This window comes from Micromonospora sp. DT62 (assembly GCF_049847285.1).
GTDB lineage: Bacteria > Actinomycetota > Actinomycetes > Mycobacteriales > Micromonosporaceae > Micromonospora > Micromonospora reichwaldensis.
In genome coordinates this window covers 35,484-49,781 of record NZ_JBNCOB010000002.1, presented here as the reverse complement: position 1 = coordinate 49,781, position 14,298 = coordinate 35,484, and the positions used below count along the sequence as shown (strand labels likewise).

1 protein-coding gene is annotated in these 14,298 nt (G+C 75.8%); it reads right to left on the bottom strand.

The window, feature by feature from the left end:
- Positions 1–794: 794 nt before the first annotated feature.
- The gene (locus tag ACPXCB_RS03700; protein WP_425872210.1) at positions 795–13,766 is read right to left on the bottom strand and encodes an SDR family NAD(P)-dependent oxidoreductase; all 12,972 of its coding nucleotides are present in this window, start codon (positions 13,764–13,766) and stop codon (positions 795–797) included.
- Positions 13,767–14,298 lie beyond the last annotated feature (532 nt).

Sequence of the window (14,298 nt, the reverse complement as noted above, 5' to 3'; positions counted from 1 at the left end):
CGCGGACGGGGGCACAGACCGCCCCGACGAGGTGACGGCTGGGTCCCGCGCCCGGCTCCCGGCCACGCGGCGACACCACTGGCCGGCCCGGGCGACATCCCGCACGCGCGGACGACCGGCTGAAGCACCGGTGACCCCAGGACATCCGGAAACGGCTGCCGCGCCTTCCCGTGGGGAGCGCCCGACCGCCCCGCCGCTCGCGTGAGGAGCGCCCCGGCTGCCGCGCCTTCGCGTGGGGAGCGCCCGACCGCCCCGCCGCCGCGTGCGAGCGCCCCGGTGATCAGGACGCCATGGACGTTATCCGGCCGTTTTAGGGTCCATGGCGTCCTGATCACCATTGGCGGGGTCGGCGTTCCTGGATTGCGTCAGTTACCAGCCGGACAATTCGGGCGGGGTGCCGCAGGGCGTCGTCTGCCGTGAAGCGCAGCACCAACCAGCCCGCCGCGCGTAGCGCGTTGAGCCGAGCCACGTGCCGCTGGAAGTGGCTGCGTTTCCGGTGGCGGTCACCCTCGTACTCGATCGACCCACCGGCCCCGGGTACGCCCGGGCGGGTGGGCCTTTTCCGTTCCGGACGGGCCGTTCCCGGCGGGCAGGGTGGCCGTTCCCGTCCGGGCGGGTGGTGGGCCTTCTCCGGTCGGGACTGTTTCCGGCCGCGGCCGGTTGCGGCCCCGGCGGGCGTCTCGTGCGTCCCGCGAACGGACCAGCCCTCCACCCCGGTCGTGCGTCCATTGAACGGACCAGCCCCCCGCCCCCGTCGTGCGTCGGGGTGGGGGGCGGTCGTGGCTCGCCCGGGGTCAGGCGTTGTCCAGCTCGCTGTCCAGGATGTCGAACAGGTCGTCCGCCGTGACCGAGGCGAGGTCCGGGGCCTCGGCCGGGCTGGACTTGTCGCGCCACCTGGTCAGCAGCCGTTGCAGGGCCGCGGCGATGTCCGTCTCCGCCGTCTGCGCCGCGTCCACCAACTCCAGCGTCGCCTCGACCCTGGCGATGCTGTCGACGAGGGTGCGCAGGTTGAGCTGCGCCTGGTTGCCGCCCAGCTCCCCGATCAGGTGCTCCACGAGCGCCGCGGGCGTGGGGTGGTCGAACGTCAGCGTCGCCGGCATCCGCAGGCCGGTGGCCTGGTTGAGCCGGTTGCGCAGCTCCACCGCCGTCAGCGAGTCGAAGCCCAGCTGCTTGAACGCCTGGTCCGCCGCGATGGTCTCCACCGAGTCGTGGGCCAGCACGGCGGCCACGTTCGTGCGTACCAGGGTCAGCAGCACCTCGCGCTGCTCCGGCTCGGCGAGGCCGGCCAGCCGGCTGGACAGCGACGCCGCGCTGCCGGCCGAGGAGGCGCGCCGGGGGCGGGTGAAGGAGCGCAGCGGTGCCGGCGCCGACGTGCTCGTGCGCAGGACACCCACGTCCAACCTGATCGGGACCAGGCACGGCTCGTCGGTCCGGCAGGCCGCGTCGAACAGCGCGAGCCCCTCCTCGACGGTGTGCGCCCGCACGCCGGTGCGCCCGATGCGGGCGAGGTCGGCCTCGGTGAGCCCACCGGTCATCGCGCCACCGCTGCGCCACAGGCCCCAGGCCAGCGACGTCGCGGTGAGGCCGGACGCCCGACGCCGCGCGGCGAGCGCGTCCAGGAAGGCGTTCGCCGCCGCGTAGTTCGCCTGGCCGGCCGTGCCCAGCACCCCGGTCGCCGAGGAGAACAGCACGAACATCTCGACGTCGCCGGCCAGCTCGTGCAGGTTCAGCGCCGCGTCGACCTTCGCCCGCAGCACGGCGTCCACCCGTTCCGGCGTGAGCGACTCGACCGTACCGTCGTCCAGCACGCCCGCGGCGTGCACGACGCCGACCAGGTCGGGCAGGGACGTCAGGAGTTCCGCCAGCGCGGCCCGGTCGGCGGCGTCGCAGGCGGCGACCGTGATCCTGGCGCCCAGCGACTCCAGCTCGGCCGTGAGCTCCGCGGCGCCCGGCGCGGCCGGGCCACGACGGGAGGTCAGCACGAGGTGCCGCGCACCGTGCGCGGTGACCAGGTGGCGGGCCAGTTCCGCGCCCAGGGCTCCGGTGCCGCCGGTGACGAGCACGGTGCCCGCCGGGTCGAACAGGCGGCGGTCCGAGCCGGCCGCGAACGTCGCGAGCCGCGGCACGGTCGACACCCCGTCGCGGACGGCCACCTGTGGTTCCCCGGTCGCGACGGCCGTGCCGACGAGAGCCGGGTCGTCGGTGTCGACGAGGACGAAACGATCGGGATGCTCGGTCTGCGCCGAGCGGACCAGGCCCCAGACCGCCGCGCCCGCCGGGTTCGTGCCGTCGGTCGCACCCTGGGACACGAACACCAGCGGGGAGCGGTCGCCGGGCAGCCACTCCTGGACCGCCGCGAGCGCGTCGTGCACGGCGGCCCGTACCGCCTCGGCGTCCGTGCCGGTCCCGACCTGGAACACGTCGAAGGCGCCGGCGGGGGCCACGGGCGTGGGGACCGGCTGCCACTCCAACCGGTGCAGCCCGTCCGGACCGGCGGTGGAGCGCAGCTGCTCGATCGTCACCGGGCGCGCCACCAGGGACTCGACCGTGGCCACCGGCATGCCGGTGCCGTCGGCGAGCGCCAGGGCGTACGCGTCGCCGGCGGTGGGCGTGATCCGCACCCGCAGGGCCGTCGCCCCGGTGGCCAGCACCCGTACGCCGTGCCAGCTGAACGGCAGGCGCAGCGGACCGTCGGCCCCGGTCGCCAGGGAGATCGGGTGCAGGGCCGCGTCCAGCAGCGCCGGGTGCAGTCCGAAGCGGCCCGCCGGCGCGTCGACGGGGAGCGCGACCTCCGCGAGCAGTTCGTCGCCGCGCCGCCAGGCCGCCACGAGTCCCCGGAATGCGGGCCCGTAGTCGACGCCGAGGTCGGCGATGCGGTCGTACAGCTCCTCGACCGGGGCGGGCACGGCGTCGGCGGGCGGCCACTCACCGGCCCAGGCGGTCTCGGCCTCCCCGGCGGCGTCGAGCAGGCCGCTCGCGTGCTGCGTCCACGGCTCGCCGTCGAGCGCGTCCTCGCGCCGGGAGTGCACCCGCAGCGGCCGGCGCCCGGCCTCGTCGGGTTCCCCGACCTCCACCTGCACCCGTACCGCGCCGTCGGCCGGCAGCACCAGCGGCGCGTGCAGGGTCAGCTCCTCGATGCGGTCGAGGTCGACGTGCTCGGCGGCCCGCCGCGCGAGTTCGACGAACGCGGCACCCGGCAGCAGGACCGTGCCCAGGACGGCGTGGTCGGCGAGCCAGGGCTGTTCGCGCAGGGAGAGCCGGCCGGTGAGCACGCTCCGCTGGGAGTCGGCGAGCGCCAGCACCGCGCCGAGCAGCGGATGGTCCGCCGCCCCGAGCCCGAGCCCGGCGGCGTTCGCCGGCCCCTCGTCGGGGACCAGCCAGTACCGCTGGTGCTGGAACGGGTACGTCGGCAACTCCACCTCGCGGGCGCCCGCCCGGTACGCGCCGGCGTCGGGGCCGGCCCCGGCGGTGAAGAGTTGCCCGACGGCCCTGACGAGGGTCGCGGTCTCGGGTTGTCCCCGGCGGCTGGTGGCGATGGCGGTGGCGTCGCCGGTGGCGGCGGCCGTGGCGAGGACGGTGTCGGGGCCGATCTCGAGGAAGGTGTCGACGTGGTACGTGCCGGCGAGAGCCTCGACGGCCTCGTGGAAGCGGACGGTGTGGCGCAGTTGGGTGACCCAGTGGTCGGGGGTGGAACGCAGCGGTTGGCCGTCGACGGTGGAGATGACGGGAACGGTGGGCTCCCGGTGGGTGATGGAGTCGGCGACGGCTCGGTAGTCGTCGAGGACGGGATCCATCAGGTGGGAGTGGAAGGCGTGGGAGACGGTGAGCCGCTTCGTCCGGTGGCCCTGGGCGGCGAGTGCCTCGGCGGCCGCGAGGGTGGCGGCCTCGTCGCCGGAGAGGACGAGGTCGGTGCCGGTGTTGACGGCGGCGACGCCGACCACGTCGGTGAGGTACGGGGTGACCTGTTCCTCGGTGGCCTGCACGGCGACCATGGCGCCCCCGGTGGGGAGGGCCTGCATGAGCCTGGCGCGGGCGGCGACGAGCCTCGCGGCGTCGGCGAGGTCCCAGACGCCGGCGACGTGGGCGGCGGCGAGTTCGCCGATGGAGTGTCCGGCGAGGTGGTCGGGGCGGATGCCCCAGGATTCGAGGAGCCGGTAGAGGGCGACCTCGAAGGCGAACAGGGCGGGTTGGGTGTAGCCGGTCTGGTGCAGGTCGTCGCTGTCGATGACCTTGCGCAGTGGTTGGTCGAGGTGCGCGTCGAGGGCGGCGCAGACCTCGTCGAAGGCGGTGGCGAAGACGGGGTACGCGGCGGCGAGTTCGGCGCCCATGCCCAGCCGCTGCGCGCCCTGCCCGGTGAACAGGAACGCCAACCTGCCGGCCCCGGGGGCGCCGGTGACCAGGTTGGCGGCCTCCTGGCCGGCGGCCAGCGCGGCGAGGCCGTCGAGGAGTTCCCGCCGGTCGGTCCCGACGACGGCGGCCCGCTGCGTGAACCGGACCCGGGCGGCCAGGGAGCGCGCGACGTCGGCGTCGGACAGTTCGGGGCGGGCCACGAGGTGGTCGTGCAGGCGGCGGGCCTGCTCCCGCAGGGCCTGTTCCGAGCGGGCGGACAGCAGCCACGGCAGGGCCTGCGGCGGCGTGCCGACGTCGGCGCTGTCGGCCTCGGCGGGGGGCTCCTCGATGATCACGTGCGCGTTCGTGCCGCTGACGCCGAACGAGGACACCCCGGCGCGGCGCGGGTGGCCGTTGCGCTGCCACTCGGCCGGCTCGGTCAGCAGCGCGACCGAGCCCGCCGACCAGTCGACCTTCGGGGACGGCTCGTCGACGTGCAGGGTGCGCGGCAGCAGCCCGTGCCGCAGGGCGAGGACCATCTTGATGACCCCGCCGACGCCGGCGGCGGCCTGGGCGTGGCCGATGTTGGACTTGAGCGAGCCGAGCCGGAGCGGCTGTTCGCGGTCCTGGCCGTAGGTGGCGAGGATCGCCTGGGCCTCGATCGGATCGCCCAGGGACGTGCCGGTGCCGTGCGCCTCGATGGCGTCCACCTGGTGCGCCGCCAGCCCGGCGTTGGCCAGCGCCGACCGGATGACCCGCTGCTGCGAGGGCCCGTTGGGGGCGGTGAGGCCGTTGGAGGCGCCGTCCTGGTTGACGGCCGAGCCGCGTACGACCGCCAGGACGCGGTGGCCGTTGCGGCGGGCGTCGGAGAGCCGCTCGACCACCAGTACGCCGACGCCCTCCGCCCAGCCGGTGCCGTCCGCGGCGGCGGCGAACGACTTGCACCGGCCGTCGCGGGCGAGGCCCCGCTGCTTGGAGAACTCGACGTACAGGCTGGGCGTGGACATGACGGTCACGCCGCCGGTCAGCGCGAGGGAGCACTCGCCGGAGCGCAGCGCCTGCACGGCGAGGTGCAGGGCGACCAGCGACGACGAGCAGGCGGTGTCGACGGTGACCGCCGGCCCCTCCAGCCCGAACGTGTACGCCACCCGGCCCGAGGCGACGCTGCCCGCGGTTCCGGTGCCCAGGAACCCCTCGACACCGTCGGGTGCGGCGCTCGCGCCGGCGGCGTAGTCGTGCGTCATGAGGCCGGTGAACACTCCGGTGGGCGAGCCGCGCAGCGCGTCCGGCCGCAGGCCGGCGTTCTCCAGCGCCGCCGAGCAGGTCTCCAGGAAGATCCGCTGCTGCGGGTCCATCGCCAGCGCCTCGCGGGGGCTGATGCCGAAGAACTCCGCGTCGAACCCGGCCGCGTCGAGCAGGAATCCGCCCTGGTCGACGTAGCTGGTGCCGGGGGTGTCCGGGTCGGGGTCGAACAGCGTGTCCAGCGACCAGCCCCGGTCGGTCGGGAAGCCGCTGATGCCCTCCCGGCCGTCGAGCAGCAGCTGCCACAGCTCGTCGGGTGAGGTGACGCCGCCGGGGTAGCGGCAGGCCATGCCGACGATCGCGATCGGCTCGTCGGTGGGGCGGGCGGCGGCCGCCGCCACGACGGGGCGCGGTTCGTCCTCCCGGTCGCCCAGCTCGCCCCGCAGGTACTCGACGAGGGCCTCCGGGGTGGGGTAGTCGAAGGTCAACGTCGCGGGCAGGCGCAGCCCCGTCGCCGTGTTGAGCCGGTTGCGCAGCTCGACGGCCATCAGCGAGTCGAAGCCGAGCTGGCGGAACGGTTCGGCCACGGAGACGGCGTCCGCGTCCGGCTGGGCGAGCACGGTCGCGACCTGCGTACGCACGATGTCGAGCAGCAGCCCGCGCTGCTCCTCCTCGCTGCGCCCGGCCAGCTCGCGGGCCAGCGCGGTGGCGCCCGGCCGGGTCGCGGCCTGCCGCCTGCGCGGCACCCTGGCCAGGCCGTGCAGCGGCGGCGCGGCGTTCGTGGCGGCGCGTACCGCGGCGACGTCGATGGTGACGGGCACCAGGTGCGCCAGGTCCGAGCGGCACGCGGCGTCGAACAGCGCGAGCCCTTCCTCGACGCTGTGCGGGAGGAGACCGCCGCGCGCGATGCGGGCCAGGTCGGTCTCGCCGAGCTGGCTGGTCATCGCGCTGGCCTCGGCCCACAGGCCCCAGGACAGCGAGGTGGCGGCCCGGCCCTCGGCCCGGCGCTGTGCGGCCAGGGCGTCGAGGAACGCGTTCGCCGCCGCGTAGTTCGCCTGCCCCGCGGTGCCGATGACGCTCGCGACGGAGGAGTAGAGCACGAACAGGTCGACGTCGCCGGCCAGCTCGTGCAGGTTGAGCGCGGCGTCGAGCTTGGGTCGCAGGACGGCGTCGAGGCGTTCGGGCGTGAGCGACTCCAGGATGCCGTCGTCGAGCACGCCCGCGGTGTGCACCACGCCCACCAGCGGCCGGGCGAGCCCGTCGAGCAGCGCCGACAGCGCCGCGCGGTCGGCGGTGTCGCACGCGACGACGTCGACAGTGGTGGCGCCGAGGGCGGTCAGCTCCTCGGCCAACGCGGCGGCGCCCGGCGCGTCCAGGCCCCGGCGGGAGGCGAGGACCAGGTGTTCCGCGCCGTGCCGGGTGACCAGGTGGCGGGCGAGCGCGGCGCCGAGCGTACCGGTGCCACCGGTGATCAGGACGGCTCCCGTCGCGTCGAACAGCGCGCCGTCCGGGGTGGCGGCGGTGTGTCGGGCGAGCCGCGGCACGGTCAGCGCACCGTCGCGGATGGCGAGCTGCGGTTCCCCGGTGGCGATCGCGGCGGCGAGGGCGCGCTCCGACTTGTCGGTGCCGTCGGTCTCGACGAGGACGAAACGGTCCGGGTGCTCGGTCTGGGCGGAGCGGACCATCCCCCACGCCGCCGCGCCCGCGAGGTCGCCACCGCGGGTGACCACGGCCAGCCGCGCGGTGCCGGCCGCGGCCCGCTGGAGCGTCGCCAGCGTGTCGTACAGGGACTGTCGTACGGCGTCGGCGGTGTCGCCCGCCTCGACCCGGAACACCTCGACGTCGGGCGTGCCGGTGCCGGTCGGGGCGGCCACGGGCACCCAGTCCGTGCGGTACAGCGCGGCGGTGGGGCCGCTCGCGCCGGCCAGGCCGTCCGTCGTGACCGGCCGGACCGCGACCGCGTCGGCGCTCAGCACCGGGTTGCTGTCGTCGTCGGTGGTGCTCACCCGCAGGGTGTTCTCGCCGGCCGGGGTCAGCCGGACCCGCAGCGCCGAGGCCCCCCGGCGGTGCAGCCGCACCCCCCGCCAGGAGAAGGGCAGCCAGGCCCGGCCCGCCGGGTTCCCGCCGCCGTCGAGGTGCAGCACGAGCGGGTGCATGGCGGCGTCGAGCAGCGCCGGGTGTACGCCGTAGCGCACGGCTGCCGGCTCGTCCTCGGTGCGCAGGGTGGCCCGGGCGAACAGCTCGTCGCCGCGCCGCCACACCTCCTGGACGCCCTGGAAGGCGGGGCCGTAGCAGAATCCGCGCGCCAGCAGCCAGCCGTAGAAGTCGCCGACCTCGACGGGCTCCGCGCCGGGTGGCGGCCACTCCTCCCGCACCGGGGCCGGCGCGGGTGCGTCGGCCAGCGTGCCCGAGGCGTGGCACGTCCACTCCGCGCCCGGCGGCTGCCCGGCCGGCTGGGAGTACACGCCGAACTCGCGGCGGCCCTGCTCGTCGGGGCGGCCGACCCACACCTGGAGGTTGACCCGCTGGTCTTCGGTCAGCGTCAGCGGGGCCTGGAGGGTGAGTTCCTCGATCGTGCCGCTGCCGGTGTGCTCGGCGGCGTGCGCGGCCAGCTCGAGGAACGCGGTGCCGGGCAGCAGGACCGTGTCGAGGACGGCGTGGTCGACCAGCCACGGCTGCTCGCGCAGGGAGAGCCGCCCGGTGAGCACGAGCCGGTCGGTGTCGACGACGCCCAGCACCGCGCCGAGCAGCGGGTGGCGCGCCGCGGTGAGGCCGGCGGTGCCCACGTCGCCCCCGGCCGTCGGCCGCAGCCAGTACGACCTCCGCTGGAACGGGTACGTCGGCAGCGGCACCTCGCGGGCACCGGGGAAGTAGGCGTCGGCGTCGGGGCCGGTCCCGACGGTGAAGAGGTGGCCGACGGCCCGGGCGAGGCTGTGCGTCTCGGGCTGCCCCCGGCGCATGGTGGCGATGCCGGTGGCGTCGCCGGTGGTGGTGGCCAGGACGGTGTCGGGGCCGATCTCGAGGAAGGTCTCGACGCGGCCGGCGGCGGTGAGGGCGGCGACGGCGTCGTGGAAGCGTACGGCCCGGCGGACCTGGGTGACCCAGTGCTCGGGCGTGGAGCGCAGCGGCTGCCCGTCGACCGTGGAGATCAGCCCGATGCGGGGTTCGTGGTGGGTGATGGACGCGGCGACGGCGCGGTAGTCGTCGAGCATCGGGTCCATCAGGTGGGAGTGGGCGCCCAGCGGGATCGGCAGCCGCTTGGTCTTGTGGCCGAGCGCGGCGAGCTGCTCGGCGGCGGCGAGGGTGGCGGCCTCGTCGCCGGAGATGACCAGGTCGGTGGGGGTGTTGATGGCGGCGATGCCGACCTGGTCGCTGAGGTACGGGGTGACCTGCTCCTCGGTGGCCTGCACGGCGACCATCACGCCGCCCAGCGGCAGGGCCGCCATGAGCGTGGCGCGGGCGGCGACGAGCTTCGCGGCGTCGGCGAGTGACCAGACGCCGGCGACGTACGCGGCGGAGAGCTCGCCGAGGGAGTGCCCCGCCACGAAGTCGGGGCGGATGCCCCACGACTCGACGAGCCGGTGGAGGGCGACCTCGAAGGCGAACAGGGCCGGCTGCGTGTACGCGAACCGGTGCAGGTCGTCGCTGCGGATGATCTCGCGTACCGGCTTGTCCAGGTGCCGGTCCAGCTCGGCGCAGGCCTCGTCGAACGCGGCGGCGAAGACGGGGTACGCGGCGGCGAGTTCCGTGCCCATGCCGAGGTACTGGGCGCCCGTACCGGTGAACAGGAACGCCAGCCCGCCGGGGCGGGCGGTGCCGGTGAGCACGTCGGCGGTGCCCTGACCGGCGGCCAGGGCGGCGAGGCCGTCGAGCAGGTCCTGCCGGGTGGTGCCGGTGACCGCGGCCCGGTGGCCGAAGGCGACCCGGGTGGTGACGAGGGACCGGCCGACGTCGGCGACCGACAGCTCGGGCCGGTCGGCGAGGTGGTCGTGCAGGCGGCGGGCCTGCTCCCGTACCGCCTGCTCGGAGCGCGCCGACAGCAGCAACGGCAGCACCGGCGGCGCGGCCGGGGCGTCGGCGGCCGGGGCGTCGGCGGCGGGCGGCTCCTCGATGATCACGTGGGCGTTCGTGCCGCTCATCCCGAACGACGAGACGGCGGCCCGGCGCGGACGCTCGCCGGCGGGCCACGCGACCGGCTCGGTCAGCAGCGACACCGCACCGGCCGACCAGTCCACCTTGCGGCTCGGCTCCGAGACGTGCAGGCTGCGCGGCAGCAGCCCGTTGCGTAGGGCGAGGACCATCTTGATCACGCCGCCGACGCCGGCTGCGGCCTGCGTGTGGCCGATGTTGGACTTGAGCGAGCCGAGCCGGAGCGGCTGTTCGCGGCCCTGGCCGTAGGTGGCGAGGATGGCCTGGGCCTCGATGGGGTCGCCCAGGGACGTGCCGGTGCCGTGCGCCTCGAGCGCGTCCACCTCGCTGGCGGCGAGGCCCGCGTTGGCGAGCGCGGCGCGGATGACCCGCTGCTGCGAGGGCCCGTTGGGGGCGGTGAGGCCGTTGGAGGCGCCGTCCTGGTTGACGGCCGAGCCGCGTACGACCGCCAGGACGCGGTGGCCGTTGCGGCGGGCGTCGGAGAGCCGCTCGACCACCAGCACGCCGACGCCCTCGCCCCAGCCGGTGCCGTCGGCGTCGTCGGAGAACGCCTTGCACCGCCCGTCGGGGGAGAGGCCGTTCTGCCGGGAGAACTCGGTGAAGGTCTCCGTGCCGGCCATCACGGTCACGCCGCCCGCCAGGGCCATAGAACACTCGCCGGAGCGCAGCGCGCGTACGGCCAGGTGCAGGGCGACCAGCGACGCCGAGCAGGCGGTGTCGACGGTCATCGCCTGGCCCTCCAGGCCCAGGGCGTACGCGACCCGGCCGGACGCCACGCTGCTCGCGGTGCCGGTGATGAGGTGGCCGTCGACCCCGTCCTCCTCGCTGTGCCCGAGCCGGCCGTAGTTCTGCACGTGCAGGCCCGTGAAGACGGCGGTGTCGCTGCCGCGCATCGAGGTCGGCGGGATGCCGGCGTGCTCCAGCGCCTCCCACGCGGTCTCCAGGAACACCCGCTGCTGCGGGTCCATCGCCAGCGCCTCGCGGGGGCTGATGCCGAAGAACTCCGCGTCGAACTCGTCCGCGTCGTGCAGGAAGCCGCCGGCGGTCGCGTTGCACGTGCCCGGCCCGTCGCCCGCGAACAGCGCCGCGAGGTCCCAGCCGCGGTTGGTGGGGAACTCGCCGATGACGTCCGTGCCGTCCGCGACCACCCGCCACAGGTCCTCCGGGGAGCTGATGCCGCCCGGGTAGCGGCAGGCCATGCCGACGATCGCGATCGGCTCGCTCTCGTCGTACGACTCGACCGTGGCCGGCGCCGCCTCGACCGTGCCCAGCCCCAGGGCGTCGAGCAGGTGGCTGGCGAGGATGTCCGGCGTCGGGTAGTCGAAGACCAGGCTCGCCGGCAGGCTGAGGCCGGTCGCGGCGCAGAGCCGGTTGCGCAGCTGCACGGCGATGAGCGAGTCGTAGCCGAGCTGCCGGAACGGCGTCTCGCCGTCGATCGTCGCGGGCGCCTGGTCGCCCAGGACCTCGCCGGTCGCGGCCCGTACGAGTTCGCGCAGCAGGCCGAGCCGGTCGTCCGCCGGGGTCGCCAGCAGCCGCTCGGCCAGGGCGTTTCCGGCGCCGTCGGCGCTGGCGTCGGCGGCCAGCACGGGGCGCGCGGCGACGACGCAGGGCTCGCCCGCGGCCAGCGCGGCGTCGAGGAGGGCGTCACGTCGTGCCGCGGGGGGCCGGGCGAAGCCCGGCGCGCTCCACGCCACGGAGACGCCGGGCAGGCCGAGCGCGCGCCGGTGCCGCACCAGCGCGTCGGCGGCGACGGTGGCGGCGACGTCGCGGCCGTCGGTGAGCAGCACGAGGTTGGCCGGGGCGCGCCCGAGCGGCGCGGTGTGCAGCGCCAGCGTCTCCTCGACCGTGAGGTCCACCGCCGCGACGGTGGCGACCGGCCGGTCGCCGAGCACGGCCGCCAGCGTCTCCGGGTCGAACGGCACGTCCGGGTGCACGCAGACCTCGGCGCCGAACGCCGCCAGCTCCGCCGGGGCGCCCGCCGGCACGTCGTCCGGCCCCACCAGGACCAGTTCGCGTACGTCGTGGGCCGCCACGAGGTGGCGGGTGAGCGCCGCGTCGTACGACCGGGCGACGAGTACGACCGTGCCCCGCAGCGGTGCGCCGCCGGGCAGGGCGGGGACGTCCGCGTACCGGGGCACGAGCAGTTCGCCCTCGCGTACGGCCAGCACGTCCTCGCCGGAGGCCACGGCCGCGCGCAGCTCCTCGGCACCGACCCGGTCGGCGTCGACGAGCACGAGCCGGCCGGGACGGCGGAGCTGGTGGGCCCGCGCGAGCGCCCAGGCGGCGGCCTGCCCGGGGGCCGCCGCGTCGTCGCCGTGCAGAGCGCCCCGGGTCAGTACGACCAGGCGCGAGTCCGCCGGGTGGTCCTCGTCGAGCACCCGCGCCAGCAGCTCGGACAGCGCGGTGTGGTCGGGGTAGCTGTCGACGGTGAGGTCGTCGTCGGTGAGGTCGACGGTCAGCTCGGGCGGGCCCACGACCGCCCAGGCGAGCCGACCGGGGTCCGACTCGGCGCCGGGCTCCGGTGCCGGCTCCCAGCGCAGGGCGTGCAGCCGGTCGGGCAGCGACGCGGCCACGCCGATCAGGCGGGCGGGCAGCTCGGGGAGCCGGTGGCGGGCGGGGCTGCCGAGGGCGTTGCGGGGGATCTCCCGCACCAGGTACGTCTCGACCGGCACGGCCGGGGCGGGCAGTCCCGCGCGGCACTGCGCCAGCAGGCCGGCGGCGTCCACGTCGGACCCGACGACGAACGCGACCGGACCGTCGGGCCCGGCGAGGGCTGCCGCGTCGGCCACCCCCGCAACGCCGCGCAGCACCGCGTCGATCCGGTCCAGCCGGACCCGCTCGCCGCCGACCTCGACCGCGTCGGCCAGCCGGCCGGTGACCGTGAGGTGCCCGGAGTCGTCGCGGCGGGCCAGGTCGCCGGTGCGGTACCAACCACCGCGCAGCGCCTCGGCCGTCTCGGCGGCGAGGTCGTGGTAGCCGCCGGCCATCACGTTCGGGCCGCTGACCCAGACTTCACCCTCCTGCCCGGGGCCCAGGTCGGCGCCCGATGCGGGGTCGACCACCCGCACGCTCAGGCCCGGCAGGGGCAGGCAGCGTCGTTCCGCGTCGCCGTTCGGCCAGCTCACCGCGATCAGGCCGGACGTCTCGGTGGTCACGTAGCCGGTGAGCAGCGGCGCGGCGAACGCGGCCTCGAAGGGCCCGCGCAGCGCCGGGTCCACGGGGCCGACGGCCAGCGCGATCCGTACCCCCTGCGGGTCGGGGCCCGGGGCGTCCAGCAGGGCGCGGTGCGTCGCGCCGGTGCCCACCAGCACGGTGCTGCCCTGCGCGGCGAGCGTGGCCCGCAGCTCGTCGGGGGAGAGGCCGCCGGCGAGTCGTACCGAGGCACCCGCCGCGGTGGCGGCGAGGAGCTGCCCGAAGCAGGCGTGCACGGGCAGCATCCACAGCACCCGGTCGTCCGCTGTCCACCCGAGTCCGGCCACGTACGTCGCCGCGGCGGCGGGCCACAGCGCGTTGCGCTGCGTGGACAGCACGCCCTTGCGGCGGCCGGTCGTTCCCGCCGTCCAGGTGAGGAACGCCAGGTCGTCGAGGCCGGCGTCGTCCTGGGGCGGCGACGCCGCGTCCGTCGTCGCCAGCTCCTCGAACGAGTGCCCGTCGCCGTCGTGCCCGCCGTCGACGACGAGGACCGACACGGACACCCGCGCCGCGTTGGCCGCGTCGGTGATGACCGCGTCGGCGCCGGCGTCCTCGACCAGCCGGGCCAGCTCGGCGTCGTCCAGGGCCGGGTCCAGCGGCACCGCGATGCCGCCGGCCCGGACGACGGCGAGGACGCCCTCCACCGCCGTGACCCCGTCGAGCAGGACGACGACGCGGTCCGCCGGCCACACGCCGAGATCGGCGAGGTGGCCGGCGAGCCGCGCCGTCCGTATCTCCAGCTCCGCGTGGGTCACGTTCCGCCGCGAATCGGCGTACGCGACCTGGTTGCCGGACCGGTCGGCGTTGGTCCGGAGCAGTTCGGGCAGGGGCCGGAGCAGATCGGTACGCGGCATGGTTCAACAACCTCTTGTCGGATAGCAGTGGTGATGCGGACCGTGGGTGGGGATGCGCTCAGACCGTGACCGGAAGGGACACCAGGGCGGGCACCAGCGGCGTACGCCTGACCTTCAGCGACTCCCGGGAGGCGGCGAGCTCGATGTCCGGGAAGCGGGTGCACAGCTCCCGGAGGGCGGGTGGGGGAACCGCTTCGGGGCGTCGTACGCCGCGTACGGGCCCGCGAAGTGGTCGTCGTCCATCAGCTGCCGATGCCCGTGCACCGGGCACGTGTCCGCCATGTCGTCCTCGCTGTGATCGCTCGGAAGGAATCGCTGTCGGATGCGGTGCGCCGGGCGGGAGGGACCGCCCGCGCGCTCATGGTGCCTCCAGCCCGTCCACGCTCGGGTAACTGCCGGGACGACGGCCGTTGGTGCGGGTGACGCCTCCGCTCACGAGTACGGGGGTCCGAATCGGGTCCGCGGACCAGTTCTTCCGCTGTTACCGGGTGATGGACACGCGCTGATTACGTTCAGTTCGCACTCGTGCGCA